The sequence below is a fragment of the Erwinia billingiae Eb661 genome (genome assembly GCF_000196615.1).
Taxonomy (GTDB): Bacteria; Pseudomonadota; Gammaproteobacteria; order Enterobacterales; family Enterobacteriaceae; genus Erwinia; species Erwinia billingiae.
Window position 1 is genome coordinate 767,971 of the sequence record NC_014306.1, and the last position, 23,127, is coordinate 791,097.

The following is a 23,127-nucleotide window of genomic DNA, read 5'->3' on the forward strand; positions in this document are numbered from 1 at the left end:
AGTGAAACGGTGATAACGGGCCCCGGTCAGACCGGAGCGACCAGATAGCGAACTTCAGGCTGGCTGTCTCCCTGATGGAAGGCCAGCACCCGGTTTTGAATTTTGCTGTCGTTAATGGTGTAACGTTCCTTTTGCCGCAGGTGCTCCATCCAGGAGCCGACGACAAAGGTTTCGACAAAAATACCGGGCCGCAAAATGTCTTCGTACAGACACCAGTTGATCGCACCGCCGCGCCGTCGTACCCGGCGCATCTCCTGAATACAGACCGTGAAGCTGTGGGCCTGGTCGCTGGCGATCAGGTATTCATAGCTGACCATCACCGGCCCGCGATCGTGACGGACATCGGGCAGGGTGCCGTTTTCATCGCGGGCGATGCTGTCGAGATTCAGATCGGGATCCTGATCCAGCCGCCAGCGCAACACGGTGGCGCTGGCGAGGATCATCCCGGCGGTGGCAATACACAGCGAGGCCGGAATGCCATAGTGGGACGCCAGCTGCCCCCAGATGGCGCTGCCGGCGGTCATTGATCCAAAGAACACCGTCAGGTACACCGCCAGCGCGCGGGCTTTTACCCATCTGGCGGCGCTGCGCTGCGCGCCAAGATTGAGGGTAGACAGCACCGCAATCCAGGCAAAACCGGTGAAGAATTCAAAGGCGTTCAGCAGCCAGAAATGACGTACCCAGGCCAGCGCCAGCATAGTGAGGGCAAACATCAGGCTGGCCAGCACCATCAACCGGTCGGCACTGAAACGTTTGCGCATCCACGGCAGGAACAGCGCGCCGCAAATCGCCCCGACGCCAATAAATGCCAGCATGATGCCGTAACCGCCAGGCCCCAGCCCCAGTTCACGGCGGGCGACCAGCGGCAGCAATGCCCAGCCCGCGCTGCCGAAAACAAAGAAGGCGACGGTGCGCACCAGCACATTTCGCAACACCGGCGCGGCATGGACGTAACGCAGACCGGCGCGGACCGCAGAGAAAAAATGCTCCGGCGGCAGGCGCTGCACGGTTGGTTCGGCTTTCCAGCGATACAGCACCAGCGCGACCCCCAGCACCGACAGCGCATTGAGCATAAACACCATCCACGGGCCCACGAAGGAGAGGATCAACCCGCCCAGCGCCGGACCAATGGCGCGACTGATATTGATGCCGAGGGAGTTAAGGGCAATGGCGGGACCCAGCGACGGCTTGTCGACCAGATCCGGCACGATGGCCTGAAACGGCGGCGAGCTCATTGCCGCACCGGCGCTGAGGAAGAACGCCGCCACCAGCAGCACCAGCGGCGTGACGTGGCCGGTAAACGACAGCACCGTCAGGATCGCCGCGGCAATAAAGACCCACAGTTGCGAAAACAGCAGGTATTTGCGCCGGTCGACGATATCGGCCAGCACCCCCGACGGCAGCGCAAACAGGAACATTGGCAGGCTGCTGGCCGCCTGCACCATTGCCACCGACAGTGGATCGGCACTCAGGGTCAGCATCGTCCAGTTCACCCCCACATCGTTCATCCATGAACCGATGTTGGAAACGACGGTGGCCAGCCACAGCATACGGAACACCGGCAGCCGCAAAGGCTGCCAGGGCGAAACGCTCACCGCCGGCAGGTCTTCAGGCAGCGGCGTGCTGGCACTGTGAATATCATTTACCTGCGCCATGCGGGTACCTCAGACGGTGGAGTCGTGGCGTTATTCATCGGCTCAGAACGCAAAGCAGCTGCAACCCAGCGCGCCCCAGAAAGCGGTATCTTCGGACACCGGCACGTTAGCGCCGCGCGCCGCATCGTGCTGATGGCTGTGAACGCCGCACGGGCCGCTGCAATGGTGCACCGACGGCATCATTCCCACCCGGGAGGCGGCCTGCGGTGGTGCGCTGCGATAATGGCCCGGCACCTTCACCACCGGCGACCAGTCGGGCAGCACCGGAATCGACGGCGGTGCCTCGGCACCAAAGGTCCCGGCGGCGTAGACCACGTTGCCATCGACCACGGTTAACACCGATTCAATCCCTTTGATCTCCTCTTCCGGCACGCTGAAGAAGTCTTTGCTCAGCACCGCCATATCGGCCAGCTGTCCGACCTTGATCTGGCCTTTTTTCCCCTGCTCGCTGGAGAACCAGGCACTGCCCTGGGTCCACAGCATCAACGCGGTTTCGCGATCCAGACGTGCGCTGGCCTCATACATTTGCATTCCGCCGACGGTGCGCCCGGAGACCAGCCAGTACAGCGCGGTCCACGGGTTGTAGCTGGCGACGCGGGTGGCGTCGGTGCCGAGACCCACCGGCACCTCAGTGTCGAGCATGCGCGCCACGGGCGGCGTGTGGCGGGTGGCTTCAATGCCGTAGCGCTCGGCAAAGTATTCCCCCTGGAACGCCATGCGGTGCTGCACCGCGATCCCACCGCCCAATTCCTTGATGCGGTCGATATTCTTCTGGGTGACGGTTTCTGCATGGTCGAAGAACCAGTGCAGGCCGTTAAACGGAATGTCGCGGTTCACTTTCTCAAACACGTCCAGCATGCGGCTGATGGATTCGTCATAGGTGGCATGCAGGCGGAACGGCCAGCGATGCTCGACCAGATGGCGCACCACGCGTTCCAGCTCGTCTTCCATGCCGGGCGCTAAATCCGGTCGCGGTTCGAGAAAATCTTCAAAGTCTGCCGCCGAGAACACCAGCATTTCGCCGGCGCCGTTATGGCGGAAGTAGTCGCTGCCCTGGCCGGGTGACAGCATGTCGGTCCACTTTTCAAAGTCCTCGAGTTCATGGCCCGGTCGCTGGGTAAACAGGTTGTAGGCGATGCGCAGCGTCATCTGCTTTTTCTCGTGCAGCTCGGCGATCACCTGGTAGTCTTCGGGGTAATTCTGGAAGCCGCCGCCGGCGTCGATGGCGCTGGTCAGGCCAAGACGGTTAAGTTCGCGCATAAACTGACGCGTCGAGTTGACCTGCTGTTCCAGCGGCAGCGTCGGCCCTTTTGCCAGCGTGGCATAGAGGATCATCGCATTTGGCCGGGCAATCAGCATGCCGGTCGGGTTGCCGTTGCCGTCACGCTGGATTTCGCCGCCCGGTGGATTCGGCGTGTCTTTGGTGTAGCCGACCACCTTTAGCGCAGCGCGGTTGAGCAGGGCGCGATCGTAAAGGTGCAGGACAAACACCGGCGTGTCGGGCGCGGCTTCATTGATTTCTTCCAGTGTCGGCATCCGGCGCTCGGCAAACTGGAATTCGGTCCAGCCACCCACCACCCGCACCCACTGTGGAGACGGGGTGCGCAGCGCCTGCTCCTTCAGCATCCGCAGCGCATCGGCTAATGAAGGCACCCCTTCCCAGCGTAACTCCAGGTTGTAATTCAGGCCGCCCCGGATCAAATGCAGGTGGGAGTCATTCAGGCCGGGCACCGCCGTGTGGCCTTTAAGGTCGATCACTTTGGTGGCGTCATCGTGGTACTGCATGACCTCGGCTACCGTGCCCACCTGCAGAAATTTACCCTGTGAAATCGCGACGGCTTCCGCGAAGGGCTGTTGACGATCAACGGTGTGGAACTTGCCGTTGGTGAAAATAAGATCGGCTTTAGCGGGCGTGACCATGGATCCTCCTGACGTGAGATGTCCGCACCGCCCGGCGCAGGCGGCAGTACGGAAAAGGGGAGCTGGGTGCCGGACAGCAGGGCACCAACGTTGAAGAAGTATGGTGAGGAGTTTGGCCGATCGTCTAGTTATACGAAGGGATAACTATACGTCCGTATAGTTATACGCAGAGATAATAGTGACGGTGAATTAATCGCCTTAGACTGCGGGCTGACAGTGATTTTTCGGTAGCTTAATTCGCTTTTCAACCTCAATGGGTGACCACAATGACTAACGCTAAACTTGAAGTTTTGACGCCTCATAACAGCCAGATGATTTTCATCGACCAGCAGCCGCAGATGGCCTTTGGCGTCCAGTCAATTGACCGTCAGGTGCTGAAAAACAATACCGTGGCGCTGGCGAAAGCGGCAAAAGTCTTCAATATTCCTACCATTATCACCACGGTAGAAACCGAGAGCTTCTCCGGCCATACCTATCCCGAACTGCTGGACGTGTTCCCAGGGCTGGATATCCTCGAACGCACCTCAATGAACTCCTGGGATGACCAGAAAGTGCGTGATGCGCTGGCCGCCAACGGTAAAAAGAAGGTGGTGGTTTCCGGCCTGTGGACCGAAGTGTGCAACAACAGTTTTGCCCTCTGCGCGATGCTGGAAGGGGACTATGAGATTTATATGGTGGCCGATGCGTCCGGTGGCACCACCAAAGAAGCGCATGACTTTGCCATGCAGCGCATGATCCAGGCGGGCGTGGTGCCGGTCACCTGGCAGCAGGTGATGCTGGAGTGGCAGCGTGACTGGGCGCATCGCGATACCTATGACGCGGTGATGAACATTGCTAAAGAGCATTCGGGTGCTTACGGCATCGGCGTGGATTACGCCTATACCATGGTGCACAAAGCCCCTTCCCGTCAGAAGAGTGAGCACCGCACGCTGGCACCGGTGCCTGCGCGCTGATCCGGGTCGACGCTCCCGGACCGGGATAAAACGCCCTGAGCCGCTTTCCCTGACTCGCCCGCGCCATGTAAAAGGATATCCGGATGCGTTCACGGCCCATTGTTATTGTGGATGACGAACCCTCGGTCCGCAGTGGGCTGAGTAACTTATTGCAATCAGAAGGTTACTGCACGCTGGCCTTTGAGTCGGCAGAGGCTCTGCTGGCGGATCGCATCGCGCTGCGCGAGGCGGCGCTGTTTATCATTGATGTGCGGCTTCAGGGGATGAGTGGCGTTGAGCTGTTCAGCGAGCTGAGCCATCGGCTGAAGGCACCGCCTGCCATTCTTATCTCGGGCGACGGGGACGAGAACATGCTGTGGGTGGCGATTGAGTTGGGCGCGCTTGCTTTTTTGCCCAAACCCATCGAGATTGATACGTTGTTCACTCACATCCGCCAGCTGTTATCGCCAGGAGAAGCGCCGTCATGAGCCTGTCACCCGCCGCACTGCAGTTGGTCGGCGAAGAGGGATTTTCGCTGCCGGAAGATCTGACCCTCAGTCCGCTGGCACAGGAAAGTCAGCGGGCCTGGTATCTCTGCCGCAGTACGGCCGACAGCTTTATTATTGCCACCGCCGCCAGCGAAGACGCCACCTTTCAGGTGACGCCACTGCTGAAAAATGAGTACGCGCTGCGTGAGCAACTTAGCGAACGCTGGGCGATCCGGCCGCTGGCACAAAGCCATTTCCATGGCCGTTACGCGCTGATTTATGAACTCTTTTCCCATCGCACGCTGGCAGACTTTCTTAGCCTGACGCCGCAAACGCTGGCCGACTTCCTCACCAGCGCCATCCGGCTTTGTGCGCCGTTAAGCCAGATGCATCAGCAGGGGCTGGTTCACGGCGACATCAAGCCCGCCAACTTCTTTCTCACCGAAGACGGCGCGTTTCGGTTAGGCGGATTCGGACTGGCCTCGCTGACGTCAACGGCGCCGTTACCGCCGGGATTACCCGCATCCGGCGGCACGCTGGCGTATATGTCGCCAGAGCATACCCGCCGCACCGCGCAGCAGGTGACGCCGTTAAGCGATCTCTACAGCTTCGGCATGGTGCTGTACGCGCTGCTGACCGGGAAGCTGCCTTTCGGCAACGCCGACGGCGGCCATGCCGAATGGGTTCATCATCATGTCGCCTCCGAGCCGCATCCGCCGCACCTGATGCGCAGCGATGTCCCGCCGGTGCTGTCTGCCATCCTCTTGAAGCTGCTGGAAAAATCCCCGCAGCAGCGTTATCAGACGGTGGAGGGGCTGCAGGCCGATCTGCAGCGCTGCCTGGCGACTCTGACGCCCGACGGCCAGATTGCGCCTTTTATCCCAGGCTTGCAGGATACCCAGCGCAACGGGTTTGCCTGCGAAACCCTGAATACCGAACACCCTCAGGCTGCCCAGCTGCTGGCGCAGTTCGATGAAGTGATGCACAGCGGCCGATCCGCGCTGACGGCGATCGTGGGAGCCGCGGGCAGCGGAAAGTCCGCGCTGCTGGCCTCGGGCGTGAAAAAATTACAGCAAAAGTCGCTGCTGTTAACGGTGGTGACAGCCGATCGCTACGCGCCGCGGCGGCCTTATGGCGTCTTTACCGCTGCGTTTCGGATGGTGGTGCTGAATCTGCTGGGACTGTCGGCGGAAGAGGTCGCCCGCTGGCGATCGCACCTGGTCCGGCTGCTGGGCGATTATGTCGGGCTGGCGATCGATTTTGTGCCTGAGCTGGGGGTGTTGTTGCAGCAGAAGGCGCAAGCACCTGACGAAGTCGAGTCGCCCGATGCCCGACACCGTTTTACCCATATGGTCTGTCGCCTGGTCAACGCCTTCGCCCGGCCGGGCAGGCCGCTGGTGATGCTGATCGACGACATTCACTGGGTCGATCGGGCCAGCCTGCTGCTGCTGCAAAACCTGCTGGAAATGAGTGAAGATGCGCCGTTGATGCTGGTGATCGCCCATCACGATCTGGCTTCGCTACCCGGTGCGCAGATCGGCCAGCAGCTAACGGCGCTTCAGCGTTCGGCGGGCCGCTCGGTGGAGATCAGCCCTCAGCCCCTGTCGGTAAACGCGGTCGCGCTGTGGCTGGCGGACATCTTCCATGACCGTGCGGCGGCGACAGAGGAACTGGCGCAGCTGATCCACGAGAAAACCGCCGGTAATCCGCTCGCGACCCAGGCGTTTTTCCGTCAGGCGGTGCAGGATGGCCTCATCCACCACGGCCGCACGCCGCAGAAATGGGGTTACGATCGACAAGGCCTGCGCGCCTGCCGGTACAGGGAACATGCCGCCCCTGTGTTAGCGCCGCTGGAATCGGTGTCGGTTACCCGCCGGACGCTGCTGGAAGAGACCGAGTGGGCGTTTCTACAGGGCAATCTTGCCGTGGTGCGCGCGCATTGCGAGCAGTTGCTGGCAGCGCCGGGCAACATCACCGATAAAGCGATCGCCGCCTGTTGGCTGGCGGAAATACATATGCGCCAGTCTGACAACAGCCTGGCGCTGGAAACCGCCATTGGCTGGCTGGCGGTATTTGGCATCCAGCTGAACCGCCATCCCGACAAGGCCGAATGTGATGCCGCGAGGATTTTGCTGAAGGCGGATGTCGGCATCAATCCTTACACCCGCTTCCGCTCGCTGCCGCTGATGGCCAGCCGTGAGAGTCAGGCGATCATCAACCTGATGGCCAGCGCCAGCATGTTTGCGGCGTTTTGCAATCCACGACTGCACTTTATGATCGTCTGCAAAATGCTGCACCTGACCCTGGAGCAGGGGATCAGCGGGGCCTCGACCTTTGCGCTGTCCTGGTATGGCGTGCTGTGCGGCAGCCATTACGACGAGTACAGCCGCGGCTATGCCAGTGCGCTGCTGGCGCGGGAGCTGGTTTATCACCACGATTTTACCCGCTATAAGGCCCGCACCCTGATGCCGCTGGATCAGGTCAGCGTCTGGACCATGCCATTGGCCTATGCCATCGAGCGCGCAAAGGAAACCTTCAACGTGGCGGTGGCCAATGGCGATCGCACCTCTGCCTGTCTGGCGTTACGCCATCAAACCATGAACTACCTGGCGCGAGGCGATCACCTGGAAGGCGTGCTGACCACCATTGAACGCGGCCTGGCCTATGTGCGCAAGGCGCAGTATCAGGATGTGGAATGCGTGCTGCAGATGCAGCGCGACTTTGTGTTGTTCCTGCGTGATGGCTCGCGAAGCGAGATGTCAGGCGAGCATTTTGTCGCGGACGGACTGCGACTGGCCGGCAGCGGTATCGCTACGCAGCCGTTGTTTTTGATGCAGTTCTGGCACTGGCTTTACCGCGGTATGGCGCATTTTTTCTCGGGCGAATACCGTCATGCGGAACGTTGCCTGGCACAGGCGGCGCGCTTTACCGATTCAATCCCCGGGCACATTCATATGCTCGACTTTCATCTTTACAGCGCGCTGTCGCTGACCCTGCAGCTGGAACCGGCGACCTTCACTGCCGATAAGCAGCAACAGGTGGCGGCGCATTTTGAAAAAATCGCTACCTGGGCCACCGAAAATGCCAAAACGTTTGCCGATAAACAGGCATTGCTGCGGGCCGAAATCCTGCGGCTGGAAGGCCATAACAGTGCCGCCGCTGAGCATTATGAACAGGCCATCGCCTTATCCCGCAGCGGCCAGTTTGAGCACATAAACGGCGTGGCGCATGAGCTGGCCGCCCGCTTTGCCAGCGCGCGCGGATTATCGGTGGCGGCAGAGGCTTACCTGAAGGGCGCGATCAAGGCCTGGCAACGCTGGGGAGCCGACGCCAAAGTCCGGCAGCTGGGATCCCGCCATGCTTATCTGGCACCGGCCGCCCAGCATTCGCCTTTCAATACCGTCAGCTTCGATCAGAATGAAGCGGTCAGCGATCTGCAAAGTGTGATCGCCGCGATGCGCGCGCTGACCGAAGAGATCAACCTGGATCGCCTGATCAATACCCTGATGATGATGTTACTGGAGCGGGCCGGTGCGCAGCGGTGTCTGCTGATCCGCTTACTGGAAGGGCAGGTTCCCGAAATCGAAGCGATGGCCAACGCCACGGCCGATGGCACCCGGGTGAAAATTGTGCAGGTCACCCCAACCTCAACGGATTTGCCGCTGGCGGTTTTATCGGCGGTGATCCGCACCGGCCAGGAGATCCGCACCGGCAAACCGGAGGTGTTCAGCCCGTTCAGCCAGGATCCCTATCTGGTGGCGTCTGGCGCGGCGGTGATGTGCGTACCGATGTTTAAGCAGGCGCGGATGGTCGGCGTGCTGTACCTGGAAAACAGGCTGATGCCGGAGGTGTTTACCGCGGAACACTCCAGAATCGTGGCGATTTTGGGCGCGCAGGCGGCGATTTCACTGGAAACCACCCGCCTCTACAGTGAGCTGCTGGAAGAGAACATTCAGCGACGCCGCGTCGAGAAACAGCTGCGATCCAGCCAGACCTCGCTGATGCTCGGGGAGAAGATCAGCCATACCGGCACCTGGCACTGGTATCTGGAGCAGGACATGATGGAGATTTCGGATGAATACCGGCTGATCCTCGGGCTGCCTGAACAGCAAAAGAGCCTGTCGATGGCCAACTTTTTAACCCGCGTCCATCCTGACGATCGCCAGTGTATCAGCGAGCTGGTGAGCGACAGTGTGGGTAACGGCATCATCATGCAGGCGGAGTTTCGCGTGCTCAGGCCGAATGGCGAGTGTCGCTATATCAAAGGGATCGGCGAGCCGGTCGACAGCGGCGCGGAGGTGAAAGAGTATTTCGGCACCATCAGCGATATCACCGCGCAGCGGCTGTCGGAAGATGCTGCGCGCATGGCGCAGGCCGATCTCGCCAGAGTTTCCCGCGCCACCACCGTCGGGCAGCTGACCTCCTCCATCGCTCATGAAATCAACCAGCCGCTGATGTCGATTGTGGCAAATGCGGGTGCCAGCCTGCGCTGGCTTAAACGTGACCCCATCCACCTCGAAAATGCCTGTTCCAGCCTGCAGGAGATCATCAACGAAGGGAAACGGGCGGGCGATATTATCCGTGGCCTGCAATCGCTGACCCGCAATCATGCCGCTGAATTTGGCCGGGCGAATCTGCACCTGATTGCCCGCGATATCCTGTCGCTGTCCCGCATGGAGCTGGAAAGGCGCTGGATTGGCCTTGAGCTTAAGCTGCGCGCCAGCAATGACGCGGTGTACTGCGACCGCGTGCAGATCCAGCAGCTGTTGTTAAATCTGGTGCTGAATGCCATCGAAGCGATGGATGAAACCCAGCAGCGGGCACATCTGCTGACGCTGTCGTCGTCCAATCCAACGCCTGCGCTGATCCGCTTTGAGGTGTCCGATACCGGCACCGGCCTGCCTGAACCGGTGATCAAACGCATCTTTGACTCGTTCTACACCACCAAGAAAGAGGGCATGGGCATGGGACTGACCATCAGTGATGAGATCATTAAAAAGCATCGGGGCGAGTTGCGGGCTGAAAATCGGGAAGGCGGCGGCAGTATTTTCTGGTTTACGCTGCCGACCGAACCGCCAGCATAGGGGATAAGCCGGGGCTGCTAGCGGCCCCGGGTTTTTTCGATATTGAGCCGTTCGGCCGCCCGCACCAAATCGGAAAGGGAACGCACCTGCATTTTCTCCATCACCCGGCGTTTGTGCACCTTCGCGGTGATTTCGCTGATCCCCATTTCGGCGGCGATTTGCTTATTCTGTAAGCCGCCAATAGCCAGCAACATCACTTCGCCTTCACGCGGCGTCAGCGAATGATGCCGCGCGGTCAGCTCCAGCTTTTGCTGCGAGGAAGCCATACCGTCTTCGGAAATCCTCAGCGCTTCTTCCACCGCCTGCAACAGTCGCTCGGGATCGACCGGCTTGGTCAGGAACTCGAAGGCGCCGGCTTTCATTGCCCGGACGGTCACCGGAATGGTGCCAAAACTGGTCAGAAAGATGGTGGGGATGGAATAGCCTCGTTCCATCAGCGCGCTGGCCACGCCGAATCCGTCGGTGCCCGGCATATTAATATCGACAATCAGGCAGCAGGGCGATGGGTAAAAGGGATGCGCCAGAAAGGCGTCCGGAGACGAAAAGGCCGCCACGTCATAATTTTGTGAGCTGAGTAGGTTGGTCAGCGCGGTGGTCACAGACTCATCATCATCAACAACATAAACTATGTGGTTCATAACGTTTCTCTTCTTAAGGGAACCCTCACTGACCCCTGACCCCTGACCACGGACATAAGCCTGCGATCAACGGAAGTATAGAATCAGTTAAGAAATCGTCAGGGCTTGGGCAGGAGCAAGGCTGGATAATAGCATAATAATTATTATTATCATCGTTTTAGCCCGCTAATAAGAATAACGCCACAAGCCGATGATTAGCCTCGCAATGCCGTCGGCAAGCTGCCCACATTTTCCCGCTATTCCGCGCCGTTTAACCCCTGCAAAGGCCGGCGAAATTTGACTCGCCTCACAGTTCGCTACTGAAACCCATTAAAAATCTTGCCTGTTCGCCGCTGAAATGACATTGATAGCGGCCACAGGATTGTTACTGTTTACAGGCAAAACCTCAGGCACGGCGTCTTCCCCAAGACGCCGTGCCTGAGGTTTTTTTTTGCTCATTTTTCACAGGCGCGTTCAGGAGACAGGGTATGCAATACCAGCAGCTGGCAGATGAAATCATCGACGGTGTCGGTGGCAAGAACAATATTCACAGCGTGATGCATTGTGCGACCCGTCTGCGTTTCAAGCTGAAAGACAGCCGCAAGGCCAATACGGCGGCCCTGAAGCAGAACCCTGGGGTGATCATGGTGGTCGAGAGCGGCGGCCAGTATCAGGTGGTGATTGGCAATAATGTCGGCGAGGTCTATCGCCTGTTAGGTACCGAGAACGGGCCGACAGACGGTGAGAACGCCAGTAAAGAGAACCTGTTCGCCCGCTTTATCGACCTGGTGTCCGGCATTTTTACCCCGTTTATCGGCGTGATGATCGCCACGGGGATCATCAAGGGCCTGCTGGCGTTGATGCTGGTGTTGGGCGTGATGCATCAGGAGAGCGGCAGTTACAAAGTGCTGTTTGTTGCCAGCGATGGCCTGTTCTTCTTCCTGCCGATCCTGCTGGGCTTTAGCGCCGGGAAAAAATTTGGCGGCAATCCGTTTATCAGCATGGCCATCGCCGCCGCGCTGGTGCATCCGCAAATCATGGCGGTGGTGGAAAGCCAGAAGCTGGGGCAGTCGCTTAACTTCTTCGGCATCCCGCTTGAGATCCTCAATTACAGCTACTCGGTGATCCCGATTATCTTTGCCGCCTGGGTGGCCAGCCTGATTGAGCGGGTGGTGCATCCACGATCGCCGTCTGCGGTGCGCAACTTTACCACCCCGCTGATTTGCCTGTTGTTGGCGGTGCCGCTGACCTTTCTGATCATTGGCCCCGCCGCCACCTGGCTGAGCCGCTGGCTGGCGGAAGGCTATGTCTGGATTTACAGCCTCAGCCCAACGGTGGCTGGCGCGTTTATGGGGGCTATCTGGCAAATCTGCGTGATTTTCGGCCTGCACTGGGGATTGGTGCCGGTGATGCTGAACAATCTTGCCACCTTCGGCCAGGACACGCTGGTGCCACTGCTGCTGCCTGCGGTGATGGGGCAGGCGGGCGCCACGCTTGGCGTGATGCTGAAAACGCGCGATATCAAGCTGAAAGCGATTGCCGGATCTGCCTTCACCGCCAGCATTTTCGGTATCACCGAACCGGCGGTGTATGGCGTGACCTTACCGCATCGCCGTCCGTTTATCTTTGGCTGCATCGGCGGGGCACTGGGCGCCGCCATCCTCGGCTATTTCCATACCACCATCTACTCCTTCGGCTTTGCCAGCATCTTCACCTTCCTGCAAATCGTGCCGCCAACCGGCATCGATGCCAGCGTGTGGGCCGCCTTTGTCGGCTCTGCGGTGGCGCTGATTTTTGCCGCCGTAACCACCTACGGTTTCGGCTTATCTGCCGTACCGGTTGAGGTGCCCGTTGAACCGCCGGTTGAGAAAGCCTCCTCGCGCAGGCAAGCGGTAGTCAGCCCGATCAGCGGTGAAACGCTGCCGCTGGAGCAGGTTCAGGACGCCACCTTTGCCAGCGGGCTGTTGGGCAAAGGGGTAGCGATTGTTCCACAACAGGGGCGCGTGCTGTCGCCGGTCAACGGCATCGTGTCATCAATGTTCCGCACCGGCCACGCGGTTGGGCTGACCTCCGACGACGGGGCCGAAGTGCTGATCCACGTGGGACTGGATACCGTCAAACTCGACGGACAGTTTTTCTTCCCGCGCGTCAGCAACGACCAGCCGGTCAGGGTCGGCGATCTGCTGCTGGAATTTGATTTAGAAGCGATAAAAGCGGCGGGTTACGACCTGACCACGCCGGTGCTGGTCAGCAACAGCGATGACTACATCGACGTACTTATCCTCAGCGACGGCGCGGTATCTGCAGGTGCGCCGTTACTGACCATATTGAACTAACAGGAGATTCACCATGAACACACGTTTTCCGGATAATTTCTTATGGGGCGGCGCGGTCGCGGCCAATCAGGTTGAAGGGGCGCATCAGCAGGGCGGCAAAGGGCTGTCGACCTCGGATCTGCAACCCAACGGCATTTTTGGCGGGCGAGTGGAACGCGTGCCGGGGGATGCTGGCATCAAGGACGTGGCGATCGACTTCTACCACCGTTTCCCGGAGGACATCAAGCTGTTCGCCGAGATGGGCTTCACCGTGCTGCGCACCTCGATTGCCTGGACGCGCATCTTCCCGCAGGGCGATGAACAGTCGCCGAATGAAGAAGGGCTGGCGTTTTACGATCGCCTGTTCGATGAGATGGCCAAATACCAGATTACGCCGCTGGTGACCCTGTCTCATTACGAAATGCCGGTGGGATTGGTCGAGCAATACGGTGGCTGGGGAAGCCGGACCACCATCGATTGTTTCGAGCGTTATGCCCGGGCGGTGTTCAGCCGTTATCAGCACAAGGTGAAGCACTGGCTGACCTTCAATGAAATCAATATGTCGCTTCACGCGCCCTACACCGGCGTGGGTCTGGCTGAAGAGAGCAGCGAGGCGGAAATTTATCAGGCCATTCATCATCAGCTGGTGGCCAGCGCCCGCGCGGTGAAGGCCTGCCATCAGATCGTCAAGGACGGGCAGATCGGCAATATGCTGCTGGGCGGGTTACTCTACCCGTTGAGCTGCCGTCCGGCGGACGTGATGGAAACCCTGCAACAGAACCGCGAATGGCTGTTCTTCGGCGATGTGCAGGTGCGCGGCTACTATCCGGCCTATATGCGGCGATTCTTTGCCGACCGCAATATCACGCTGGAGGTGAGCGAGCAGGATAAGCAGGACCTGCAACACACCATCGATTACATCTCCTTCAGCTACTATATGACCGGCTGCGTCACCACCAATGAAGAAGAGAACCAGAAGGCGCGCGGCAATATTCTCTCAATGGTGCCGAACCCGCATCTGGCCAGTTCCGACTGGGGCTGGCAGATCGATCCGGAAGGCCTGCGCATTCTGATGAATATGCTGTACGACCGTTACCAGAAGCCGCTGTTTATTGTTGAAAATGGCCTGGGCGCGAAAGATAAGGTCGAAGCCGACGGCAGCATTCAGGATGATTACCGCATTCAGTATCTGAACGATCATTTAGTGCAGGTGCGCGAAGCGATTGAAGATGGCGTGGAAGTGATGGGCTATACCTGCTGGGGGCCGATTGACCTGGTCAGCGCCTCGAAAGCGGAATTCTCCAAACGCTATGGCTTTATCTACGTTGACCGTGATGACCAGGGGAACGGAACGCTGGCGCGGTCCCGTAAGCAGAGCTTCTACTGGTATCAGCAGGTGATCCGCAGCCACGGTGAGTCACTGAAATAACCGCTCGCCGGGCGGTTTCCGCCCGGCGTTACGCCTCGTCTGCGTCCTCCGCTAACGCCAGCGTTTCCTTACGCACCCGCTCGATATGAATGGTCAGGAACATGCGTTCTTCACAGGAGAGCGTGTAGTGATGTTTTTGCTGAATATGCTGGTCAATTTTTTGCGCGCACTGGTAGGAGAGCGGATATTTATCGCGCACCACATCATGCAACGACTCATCGTCACTCCACACGCCGCGTTTGCCGAGCATGCGCTGGGCGAAGAACTTCAGATGGTTAACAAAGCGGTTATAGCTCAGGCTGTCGATGCGGTAATCCAGCTGGAGCCGGTACTTCACGATATGCAGGATCTCCTGCATAAACTGGGTGATATGCGACACATCGGACATATCGCTGCCCAGCTGGGCGTTGACCAGATGCAGGGCAATAAACCCGGCTTCATCCTCCGGTAGCGTTACGCCCAGCCGTTTTTCAATCAGCTCAAGGGCGTTCAGGCCCAGCGCGAACTCTTTAGGGTACAGCGTTTTGATTTCCCACTTCAGCACATTGCGGATTGGCAGGTTTTGCCGGTGCCGCTCCAGCGCAAAGTGGCAGTGATCGCTGAGGGCAATCGACAGGCTCTCATGTAAGGGCGTGCCCAGCTCGCGGCGGGCTTCGGCGATAATCAGCTCGGTGGTGGTGATCACCTCCAGCGGGATTTCCGACAGCAGTTCGCTCAGACGGGCGGTGAGCGCATCGCTTTGCAGCGCGAACACTTTTTCAATCAGGCCGGCATCCAGCTCATCGCCGACGCGTTTTTGAAAGGCTAAACCGCGTCCCATCACCACCTGTTCGTGGCCGTTGTCCGCCAGGATAATCGCCACATTATTATTAAGGATTTTTGCGATCTTCATTTATCCGCCCTGAAAATAAAAAAACCTGGCCCACCGGGAGAACGGTGTGCCAGGTTTTGCCTGTGCTATGCACAGTAACAATCATGCGCCATGATTAACGGCGGGTGCGGATACCGCAATCACTTGATCCGTGAAATGTGATGCATATCCGCTAAAAAACTGACCAAAGTTTAGTAAATATTTGTGCATATCAGTGCAGTAGTGCGTAAGCCTGGTTAGCATGAAGGAAGTTGTAACGTGAGTTCAGGATAAAGAGAGGCGTTAACGTGGGGAAAGTCATGGCGGACAAGTGGCAGTTGTGGATAGCAGGCGCCTGTTTAACGGTAGTTACAGGAATGGCACACGCCGATTCGCTGGATGCGCAGCGCGGTCGTTATTTGCAGATTAAGCAGGCGTGGGACAGCAATCAAATGGATACGGTGGCGCAGCTGATGCCCACGTTACGTGACTATCCTCTTTATCCTTATCTTGAATACCGTGAGCTGGCTCAGCACCTGGATCAGGAAACCGGGCTGGCAGTGAATGCCTTTATTAAGCAGTATCCGACCTTACCGCCGGTACGCTCCTTACCTTCCCGCTTTGTTAATGAACTGGCCCGTCGTGAAGACTGGCGCGGTTTGCTGGTGTTCAGCCCGGAAGAGCCGAAGCCGGTGTCCGCGCGCTGTAACTGGTATTACGCCAAATGGGCGACCGGGCAGCAGCAGGTCGCCTGGGATGGCGCGAAAGCCATCTGGCTGCGCGGCACGTCTCTGCCAGCAACCTGCGATAAGCTGTTCAGCGTCTGGCAGGCTGCAGGTCAGCAAACGCCCATCACCACCCTTGAGCGCATGCGTCTGGCGATGAAGGAAGGCAATACCAGCCTGGTCAATTTCCTCGCGAAACAGCTGCCGGAAGATTATCAGACCATGGCCAACGCGGTAATGGATCTGCAGAACAACCCTCAAACGGTGGTGACCTTTGCCCGCGCCGTGGGCCCAACCGATTTCACCCGTCAGGCGACCTCGCTGGCGTTTGCGCGCGTGGCGCGTGAAGACGCGGAAAATGCCCGGGCGATGATCCCGTCGTTGGTGACCGCGCAGAAGATGAGCGATCGGGAAGCGCAGGATCTGAAAGAGGCGGTCGCCTGGCGGTTGATGGGCAACGATATCACCTCTGAACAGGCACGCTGGCGTGATGATGTGGTGATGCGCAGCGACTCCACGGCGTTGATTGAGCGCCGGGTCAGGATGTCGCTTGGCAATAACGATCGTCGCGGTCTGAATACCTGGATAGCCCGCCTGCCGGTTGAAGCCAAACAGAAAGATGAGTGGCAATACTGGCAGGCCGACCTGCTGTTAGAGCAGGGCCGGAAAGAGGAAGCCGAGAAAATCCTGCATGGACTGATGCAGGAACGCGGTTTCTATCCGATGGTGGCTGCGCAGAAGCTCGGCGAAGAGTACAAAATGCAAATCGACAAGGCGCCGCCTCAGGACAGCAGCCTGACCCAGGGCGCCGAGATTGCCCGCGTGCGTGAGCTGATGTACTGGGGAATGGATAATCTTGCCCGCACCGAATGGAGCTACCTGGTTTCCAGTAAAAACAGCGGGCAGCAGCAGCAGCTGGCCCAGTATGCCTACCAGCAAAACTGGTGGGTGCTGAGCGTGCAGGCAACCATTACCGGCAAATTGTGGAACAGTCTGCAGGAACGCTTCCCGCTGGCCTATCAGGATCAGTTCCAGCGCTACGCCAACGGCAAGGCGATTCCGATTAGCTATGCGATGGCCATCGCCCGTCAGGAGAGCGCCTGGAACCCGAAAGCGCGCTCGCCGGTGGGGGCATCGGGTCTGATGCAGGTGATGCCGGCTACCGCGCAGCATACGGTGAAGGTCTACAGCCTGCCGGGCTACAGCAACAGCAGCCAGTTGCTGGATCCGGAAACCAATATTCAGATCGGCACGCAGTATCTGGAATCGGTCTATCAGCAGTTTGGTCAGAACCGCATCTTCTCGTCTGCTGCCTACAACGCCGGCCCATCACGGGTGAAAACCTGGCTGGGTAACAGCGCAGGCAAGCTGGATCCGGTGGCCTTTATCGAAACCATCCCGTTCTCGGAAACGCGCGGCTATGTGAAAAACGTGCTGGCGTACGATGCTTATTATCGCCATTTCATGGATAAGTCAGACAAAATTCTGGCGGATAACGAGTGGCAACGGCGCTACTGATCGCGCCAGGCCTGTGCTATGCTTCTGTACTAGTTTAATAGTATGGGCCACACATGAGCGAATCTTCCGTTCCCGTTACCATGGAACCGCATAACGAAGAGTGGCAGCGTTTTGTGACGCTGCTGCAACGTGCCTTTGGCAATGGATTACATCTGCCGCTGCTGCAACTGATGATGACGCCCGATGAGCGCGAAGCATTGGGAACGCGACTGCGGATTATTGAAGAATTGATGCGGGGCGAATTGAGCCAGCGTGAATTGAAAAACGATTTAGGGGTGGGGATTGCGACCATAACCCGTGGGTCGAACAGCCTGAAAAGTGCGCCGCCAGCGCTGAAAGCCTGGCTGGAGGCGCAACTGCTGACCGGCTCAGATAAGATCTGATCCGTCGGATTCGCCCGGCTTCATCTGATAGATATCATTATGGAACGGGCAGAGCGCCAGAATCAGCGCCTGATGGTACACGCTGGTGCGTGACAGCAGGCCGGCGGTAAAGGCGCCGATGGCACCGCCTTTTTGCTTGATGTTATCAATGCCGGTGAGGCGGGACATCTCTTCACCCAGTTCACGGCCTTCGTGGATCCCTTTCATCACGATGGCCGGCAGCGTAAAGCTGGCCGAGCGCGATTCGCCGCGCAGTTTGTGGTTTTCCACCACCATCCAGGCGAAGGCACTCTCTTCTTCGATCCCGGCTTCAATCGCCACCCAGAAATCTGCTTCCGGACGAACCTGGCGGGCATTCATCACCCGTTGGCGTGCGCCAGTTCTCGTTTCGTGATTTGTTATTGGCTGTGCGGCCACGCCGCTGTCGACCTCGACACCCTCAATATGGCAGGATCCTTCACCGAACACATCGCTGAATGCCTGAGAAATTGCCTTAATTTTGGCTGGATTGATGGTGGCAGCGACAACATGGTACATAATTGTTTGAACCCTTTAGGCAAATTTGTCGCAGTATAACGGAAAATCGCATGTTACAGGTCTATCTTGTTCGCCACGGAGAAACGCTTTGGAATGCCGCCCGACGCATTCAGGGACAGTCAGACAGCGCGCTGACGGAGAAAGGAGAGCAGCAGGCTCATCAGGTTGGGGAGCGCGTGAAACATCTTGGCATCACCCATGTGATCTCCAGCGATTTGGGGCGAACCAAACGCACGGCGGAGATCATTGCGGATGCCTGTGGCTGCAACGTCACCCTCGACCCACGCTTGCGTGAGCTGAACATGGGTGTGCTGGAAGAGCAGCCGCTGGATGAACTGACCGCCGAGCAGGAGAGCTGGCGGAAAACGCTGGTCGACGGCACTGAAAACGGCCGCATTCCTGGCGGAGAGTCGATGACGGAGATGGCAGAGCGGATGCATAACGCGCTGAACGCCTGTCTGGATCTGCCTGCAGGAAGCCGTCCGCTGATCGTCAGCCACGGTATGGCGCTGGGTGTGTTGGTCAGTACCTTATTGGGCCTGCCGGCGCATGCCGAACGTCGCCTGCGCTTACGCAACTGCTCGATTTCACGCGTCGATCATCAGCAAAGTGCCTGGCTGGCAGCGGGTTGGGTCGTGGAAACGGCCGGGGATGTTGCCCATCTCGATCAGCCTGCGCTGGATGAGCTGCAGCGCTAATCATCGGAAGATGAAGCAGGGGCGATGTGTTTCGCCCCTTCACGCTAAAAGCCGGGGAATACCGTGCTCAATTACCCTGTGGTTACGCGGTTGCTGAGTCTGCCGGTGCACGGATGGGGATCAGATATTCACAACGGATCTCCGTCGGCGGCTCGGCGCGTTTCTTGCCACCGTGGGTGTAGAAGCGCTCGATATCCTGGCCATGGCGGCGGGTCAGCTTCAGCATCGGCATACAGGTGCCGTACACCAGCAGGATAAAGTCCTGGAACTCGCTGTGCGGGCCTTCATACGTAAACTGCACGTATTCCCCCCCTTCTAACATCACGGTCTGCGTGGACTGCAACGGCTGCGACAGCTTGTCCGACGGCACGGCGGTGGTGTACAGGATCTCCTGCTCATCATCCTTTTCCATGCTTGGACGCGACTGATGCAGGCCATACAGCACCGGCGGCACCATATCCGTTTCGGCCAGGAACTGACGCCAGAAGTGCAACCGCATCTCACTCCGCGCACTGGAGATCTGCTCCAGCGTACAGGTGTAACTTTGCGTTTGCCCAACCAACACCGTTTCCGGCAGAGTGATCCAGGCAGGCTCGGGAACGTGGAAATCACCCAGGCGGATCGGCGGACGTAAGCCAAACGAGTTCCAGTCAGACGAGCGGCGATAGTACGCAGGCGTCTGGTTGAACTGCTTTTTAAATGCCCGGGTAAACGTCTGTTGCGAATCAAAACGATACTGCAGGGCAATGTCCAGAATCGGACGGCTGGTCAGGCGAAGCGCTACTGCGGCCTTAGACAGACGGCGTGCGCGGATGTATGCGCCAATCGCGTGTCCGGTGACTTCCTTAAACATTCTTTGCAAGTGCCATTTTGAATAACCGGCCTTGGTCGCCACGTTGTCCAAAGACAGCGGCTGATCAAGGTGGCTTTCAAGCCAGACAAGCAAATCGCGAATGATACCGGCTTGATCCATAAATCATCCTTACCTGGTTAAAATTAGTGCAGGGAAAAGTTCCACTACTGGCTTCTGTTACGCATTCAGTCTGCAAGAAGACAAATACCCTGTGCTGATGCGCCTCAAACAACGGGGAGGTGTTACCATGCGGCAAGTGCCTGAAGAAGTTTACCTTACAATGTCATCTATTTTCTAAGCAATGGTAACGTTATGACAATGAGAAAATTGTTAATAGTCACGTCGGTAATTTTTGCATCGGTAACCGCTCATGCTGAGCAGGTTGGATCAGTGGACACGGTGTTTAAGGTGTTTGGCCCAGACCATAAGATAGTGGTTGAAGCCTTCGACGATCCGGATGTAAAAAATGTAACTTGTTATATCAGTCGCGCCAAAACCGGCGGCATCAAGGGTGGACTTGGGCTGGCTGAGGATACCTCAGACGCGGCCATCTCCTGTCAGCAGGTTGGTCCGGTTGAACTTAGCGATAAAATTGCCAAGGGCAAAGCGGAAGGCGAGGTCGTGTTCCAAAAGCGGACTTCACTGGTGTTTAAAAAGCTTCAGGTGGTACGGTTTTACGATCAGAAGCGTAATGCGCTGATCTATCTGAGCTATTCCGATAAAGTTGTGGATGGTTCGCCTAAAAACGCCCTGAGCGCAGTGCCTATTATGCCGTGGAAATAGTCTGCTGCATAGAAAAGGGCCGGATTACCGGCCCTTAATTTTTTGCACCCGCAGGAATTAGTCCTGCAGATCGCCACAGAAACGGTAACCTTCACCGTGGATGGTCGCGATGATTTCTGGGGTATCCGGCGTGGATTCGAAGTGTTTACGAATACGGCGGATGGTCACATCAACGGTACGATCGTGTGGCTTCAGCTCACGGCCGGTCATCTTTTTCAGCAGATCGGCACGGGTCTGGATTTTGCCTGGGTTCTCGCAGAAATGCAGCATGGCGCGGAACTCACTGCGCGGCAGCTTGTACTGCTCGCCCTGTGGGCTGATCAGGGAACGGCTGTTGATGTCCAGCTCCCAACCGTTAAACTTGTAGCTCTCAACCAGCTTGCGCTCTTCACTGTGCGGCGCCAGATTCATGGTGCGGGAAAGCAGGTTGCGTGCGCGGATGGTCAGCTCACGCGGGTTAAACGGTTTAGTGATGTAATCATCTGCGCCAATTTCCAGGCCGAGAATTTTGTCGACTTCGTTGTCGCGACCGGTCAGGAACATCAGGGCTACGTTAGCCTGTTCGCGAAGTTCGCGGGCCAACAGCAGACCGTTTTTCCCTGGCAGGTTAATATCCATGATCACCAGGTTGATGTCGTTCTCGGTCAATATATGGTGCATTTCAGCACCATCCGTAGCTTCATAAACCATGTAGCCTTCGGCCTCAAAAATACTTTTGAGAGTATTACGAGTCACTAATTCGTCTTCAACGATAAGTATGTGCGGGGTCTGCATGTGTTCGCTACCTAAAATTGCCAACAAAGTTAAAACAGGGCATACAGTTAACAGGACCAGACAAAGCAGATGAGTCATCCGGCGCAAAACGTCAACTGTACAGAATATGTTCTTGAGCCATTAAAGACCAGGCCGTGCTTCCCGGGAAGACAAGGTGCATCCTGTCCTGGTACGCTTAAAAATGGGTGTACATCTTATCCGCATTAACAGCAATATAACAGTACAAGACCTGACCGAAATGTAATAAACAACGCTAAGTTGACTTATATCAAACCAATTGTAGCACGTTAACAAGTTTGTGAAAAACTCTTCCAAGAATGCCAGCTTAGCTCACATTTATGTGCTTTTCGCCGACAAGTTAGCGCCCGGCGGCAAAAGGAGTTTGGATCGGATTTAACATTTGGTAATTGATTGAACCCTATGGTTTTATGTGCTGATAATTGTTTTTATTAGGGTATTTAGCCTGAACTCGTCATATAATTTGTTTATGACTGAATAGAGTATGCACCGGTAATGTTGTTTATTTGTTACTGGTGAGCGAATTTTTTTACAAGCTGGCTGTAATTTGTTTACCGCCCGGCCAACCATTATTAAGGCAGTTATGCGTTTTCCCCTGATCCTTGTCTCACCACGCAGACCAGAAAATGTCGGCGCCGCCGCCCGCGCCATGAAAACCATGGGATTTGATGAGCTGCGGATCGTCAACAGTCAGGCGCACCTTGAACCGGCCGCCCGCTGGGTTGCGCATGGTGCCGGGGAAATCCTCGACAACGCCACCCACTGGGATTCGCTGGACGCGGCACTGGCGGACATCGACTTCAGCATCGCCACCACCGCGCGCAGTCGGGCAAAATTCCGCTATTACGCCACGCCTCAGCAGGTGCAGAGCCTGTTAGAAGAGAAGCAGCAGTGGGTGCAAAGTGCCGCGCTGGTGTTTGGCCGAGAAGATACCGGGCTGACCAATGAGGAGCTGGCGTTGGTGGATGTGCTGACCGGGATCCCGATGGCTGCCGACTATCCTTCCCTGAATCTGGGGCAGGCAGTCATGGTCTATTGCTACCAGCTTTCCGCGCTACGGCAGGTGAGTGCCATAAAAGAAGCGCCCGCGGATGCCCAGCAGCTGGATGCATTGCGGCAGCGTCTCGATCGGCTGTTGGTGAGCCTGGAAGTCAGCGAGGACAGCAAACTGGTGGACTGGCTGGCCCAGCGACTTGGCCTGTTGGAACAGCGCGACAACGCCATGCTGCATCGTCTGCTGCATGATGTAGAAAAAAAACTTATAGATAAAAAAACTGGCGAATAAAGCAATGGCAGTGGGTATTACTGGCATTGTTTCGACAGCTAACAGAATGGATCTGTTTTTTCGGGGAATGCCCCAAGGCTTCTCCGCTGCGCCGTCGGCCAGACGGTGATAAAAAAATTGACTTGGCCAGGGGATTGCTTTACTTCTGGAGGCCGACAGAATTTATAAACAGACAGACGATAAATCTAAAATGCGCAATTTCAGCCTGATGACAACAATCATTATTACCACCACCATTACCACAGGTAACGGTGCGGGCTGAC

18 protein-coding genes and 1 other annotated feature (1 of these 19 only partly in view) are annotated in these 23,127 nt (G+C 57.5%); of the genes, 11 read left to right on the forward strand and 7 right to left on the reverse strand.

Annotation, left to right across the window (positions count from 1 at the left end):
* Positions 1 to 26 precede the first annotated feature (26 nt).
* Positions 27 to 1,655, reverse strand: coding sequence for an MFS transporter (locus tag EBC_RS04840; protein WP_013200680.1), 1,629 nt, complete (start codon positions 1,653 to 1,655; stop codon positions 27 to 29).
* A gap of 42 nt (positions 1,656 to 1,697) precedes the next feature.
* Positions 1,698 to 3,575, reverse strand: coding sequence for an amidohydrolase (locus EBC_RS04845; protein WP_013200681.1), 1,878 nt, complete (start codon positions 3,573 to 3,575; stop codon positions 1,698 to 1,700).
* 266 nt (positions 3,576 to 3,841) lie between these two features.
* Here EBC_RS04845 and EBC_RS04850 point away from each other — a divergent pair, with 266 nt between their 5' ends.
* The 3 genes from EBC_RS04850 to EBC_RS04860 all read left to right on the forward strand — a co-directional run bounded on the left by EBC_RS04850 (position 3,842) and on the right by EBC_RS04860 (position 10,079).
* Positions 3,842 to 4,528 carry a hydrolase gene (locus EBC_RS04850; RefSeq protein ID WP_013200682.1) on the forward strand — a complete coding sequence of 229 codons (687 nt, stop codon included), beginning with the start codon at positions 3,842 to 3,844 and terminating at the stop codon, positions 4,526 to 4,528.
* A gap of 83 nt (positions 4,529 to 4,611) precedes the next feature.
* Positions 4,612 to 4,995 carry a response regulator gene (locus tag EBC_RS04855; protein WP_013200683.1) on the forward strand — a complete coding sequence of 128 codons (384 nt, stop codon included), beginning with the start codon at positions 4,612 to 4,614 and terminating at the stop codon, positions 4,993 to 4,995.
* The gene (locus tag EBC_RS04860) at positions 4,992 to 10,079 is read left to right on the forward strand and encodes a protein kinase domain-containing protein (RefSeq protein WP_013200684.1); all 5,088 of its coding nucleotides are present in this window, start codon (positions 4,992 to 4,994) and stop codon (positions 10,077 to 10,079) included. The genes EBC_RS04855 and EBC_RS04860 overlap by 4 nt, the downstream gene beginning before the upstream one ends.
* Before the next feature lie 17 nt (positions 10,080 to 10,096).
* Here the strand turns inward: EBC_RS04860 and EBC_RS04865 are convergent, their stop codons facing one another.
* Positions 10,097 to 10,717 carry a response regulator transcription factor gene (locus tag EBC_RS04865; protein ID WP_013200685.1) on the reverse strand — a complete coding sequence of 207 codons (621 nt, stop codon included), beginning with the start codon at positions 10,715 to 10,717 and terminating at the stop codon, positions 10,097 to 10,099.
* Positions 10,718 to 11,184: 467 nt separating this feature from the next.
* Between EBC_RS04865 and bglF the strand changes: the two genes are divergently transcribed.
* On the forward strand, positions 11,185 to 13,032 hold the full coding sequence (gene bglF / locus EBC_RS04870; RefSeq protein WP_013200686.1) for a PTS beta-glucoside transporter subunit IIABC: 1,848 nt from the start codon (positions 11,185 to 11,187) through the stop codon (positions 13,030 to 13,032).
* Between the two features lie 13 nt (positions 13,033 to 13,045).
* Entirely contained in the window at positions 13,046 to 14,440 is a 1,395-nt protein-coding gene (locus EBC_RS04875; RefSeq protein ID WP_013200687.1) for a glycoside hydrolase family 1 protein, read from the forward strand.
* 28 nt (positions 14,441 to 14,468) lie between these two features.
* Here EBC_RS04875 and licT read toward each other — a convergent pair whose 3' ends face one another.
* The gene (licT, locus tag EBC_RS04880; protein WP_013200688.1) at positions 14,469 to 15,332 is read right to left on the reverse strand and encodes a BglG family transcription antiterminator LicT; all 864 of its coding nucleotides are present in this window, start codon (positions 15,330 to 15,332) and stop codon (positions 14,469 to 14,471) included.
* A gap of 278 nt (positions 15,333 to 15,610) precedes the next feature.
* Here licT and sltY point away from each other — a divergent pair, with 278 nt between their 5' ends.
* Together sltY and trpR are read left to right on the forward strand one after the other, a co-directional pair.
* Positions 15,611 to 17,533, forward strand: coding sequence for a murein transglycosylase (gene sltY / locus EBC_RS04885; RefSeq protein ID WP_041691895.1), 1,923 nt, complete (start codon positions 15,611 to 15,613; stop codon positions 17,531 to 17,533).
* Between the two features lie 53 nt (positions 17,534 to 17,586).
* Positions 17,587 to 17,916: a trp operon repressor gene (gene trpR / locus EBC_RS04890; RefSeq protein ID WP_041691896.1), complete on the forward strand. Its 330-nt coding sequence runs from the start codon at positions 17,587 to 17,589 to the stop codon at positions 17,914 to 17,916.
* Here the strand turns inward: trpR and yjjX are convergent.
* Positions 17,902 to 18,453: an inosine/xanthosine triphosphatase gene (gene yjjX / locus EBC_RS04895; protein WP_013200690.1), complete on the reverse strand. Its 552-nt coding sequence runs from the start codon at positions 18,451 to 18,453 to the stop codon at positions 17,902 to 17,904. The two genes, trpR and yjjX, sit on opposite strands and share 15 nt — an antisense overlap.
* A 50-nt stretch (positions 18,454 to 18,503) precedes the next feature.
* On the opposite strand from yjjX, the gene gpmB reads away from it, so the two are divergent.
* Positions 18,504 to 19,151, forward strand: a complete 648-nt coding sequence (gpmB, locus tag EBC_RS04900; protein ID WP_013200691.1) for a 2,3-diphosphoglycerate-dependent phosphoglycerate mutase GpmB — start codon at positions 18,504 to 18,506, stop codon at positions 19,149 to 19,151.
* A gap of 82 nt (positions 19,152 to 19,233) precedes the next feature.
* Here gpmB and robA read toward each other — a convergent pair whose 3' ends face one another.
* Positions 19,234 to 20,124, reverse strand: a complete 891-nt coding sequence (robA, locus tag EBC_RS04905; RefSeq protein WP_013200692.1) for an MDR efflux pump AcrAB transcriptional activator RobA — start codon at positions 20,122 to 20,124, stop codon at positions 19,234 to 19,236.
* Positions 20,125 to 20,316: 192 nt separating this feature from the next.
* On the opposite strand from robA, the gene creA reads away from it, so the two are divergent.
* Entirely contained in the window at positions 20,317 to 20,787 is a 471-nt protein-coding gene (creA, locus tag EBC_RS04910; protein WP_013200693.1) for a protein CreA, read from the forward strand.
* A 57-nt stretch (positions 20,788 to 20,844) separates the two neighbouring features.
* Here the strand turns inward: creA and arcA are convergent, their stop codons facing one another.
* Positions 20,845 to 21,561: a two-component system response regulator ArcA gene (arcA, locus tag EBC_RS04915; protein WP_013200694.1), complete on the reverse strand. Its 717-nt coding sequence runs from the start codon at positions 21,559 to 21,561 to the stop codon at positions 20,845 to 20,847.
* A gap of 601 nt (positions 21,562 to 22,162) precedes the next feature.
* Between arcA and EBC_RS04920 the strand changes: the two genes are divergently transcribed.
* On the forward strand, positions 22,163 to 22,864 hold the full coding sequence (locus EBC_RS04920) for a tRNA/rRNA methyltransferase (protein WP_013200695.1): 702 nt from the start codon (positions 22,163 to 22,165) through the stop codon (positions 22,862 to 22,864).
* Positions 22,865 to 23,054: 190 nt separating this feature from the next.
* Positions 23,055 to 23,126, forward strand: a complete 72-nt coding sequence (thrL, locus tag EBC_RS25005; protein WP_071822137.1) for a thr operon leader peptide — start codon at positions 23,055 to 23,057, stop codon at positions 23,124 to 23,126.
* Positions 23,062 to 23,127: a sequence feature (Thr leader region), on the forward strand; it runs 56 nt beyond the window's last position. (Overlaps the previous gene by 65 nt.)

Bases quoted from the DNA above. Each gene is read 5' to 3' on its own strand.
- trpR (WP_041691896.1), top strand. From the start codon at position 17,587: ATGAGCGAATCTTCCGTTCCCGTTACCATGGAACCGCATAACGAAGAG.
- sltY (WP_041691895.1), top strand. From the start codon at position 15,611: ATGGCGGACAAGTGGCAGTTGTGGATAGCAGGCGCCTGTTTAACGGTA.
- arcA (WP_013200694.1), bottom strand. From the start codon at position 21,561: ATGCAGACCCCGCACATACTTATCGTTGAAGACGAATTAGTGACTCGT.
- EBC_RS04920 (WP_013200695.1), top strand. From the start codon at position 22,163: ATGCGTTTTCCCCTGATCCTTGTCTCACCACGCAGACCAGAAAATGTC.
- licT (WP_013200688.1), bottom strand. From the start codon at position 15,332: ATGAAGATCGCAAAAATCCTTAATAATAATGTGGCGATTATCCTGGCG.
- yjjX (WP_013200690.1), bottom strand. From the start codon at position 18,453: ATGTACCATGTTGTCGCTGCCACCATCAATCCAGCCAAAATTAAGGCA.
- EBC_RS04845 (WP_013200681.1), bottom strand. From the start codon at position 3,575: ATGGTCACGCCCGCTAAAGCCGATCTTATTTTCACCAACGGCAAGTTC.
- EBC_RS04840 (WP_013200680.1), bottom strand. From the start codon at position 1,655: ATGGCGCAGGTAAATGATATTCACAGTGCCAGCACGCCGCTGCCTGAA.
- gpmB (WP_013200691.1), top strand. From the start codon at position 18,504: ATGTTACAGGTCTATCTTGTTCGCCACGGAGAAACGCTTTGGAATGCC.
- creA (WP_013200693.1), top strand. From the start codon at position 20,317: ATGACAATGAGAAAATTGTTAATAGTCACGTCGGTAATTTTTGCATCG.
- EBC_RS04875 (WP_013200687.1), top strand. From the start codon at position 13,046: ATGAACACACGTTTTCCGGATAATTTCTTATGGGGCGGCGCGGTCGCG.
- EBC_RS04850 (WP_013200682.1), top strand. From the start codon at position 3,842: ATGACTAACGCTAAACTTGAAGTTTTGACGCCTCATAACAGCCAGATG.
- EBC_RS04860 (WP_013200684.1), top strand. From the start codon at position 4,992: ATGAGCCTGTCACCCGCCGCACTGCAGTTGGTCGGCGAAGAGGGATTT.
- robA (WP_013200692.1), bottom strand. From the start codon at position 20,124: ATGGATCAAGCCGGTATCATTCGCGATTTGCTTGTCTGGCTTGAAAGC.
- bglF (WP_013200686.1), top strand. From the start codon at position 11,185: ATGCAATACCAGCAGCTGGCAGATGAAATCATCGACGGTGTCGGTGGC.
- EBC_RS04865 (WP_013200685.1), bottom strand. From the start codon at position 10,717: ATGAACCACATAGTTTATGTTGTTGATGATGATGAGTCTGTGACCACC.
- EBC_RS04855 (WP_013200683.1), top strand. From the start codon at position 4,612: ATGCGTTCACGGCCCATTGTTATTGTGGATGACGAACCCTCGGTCCGC.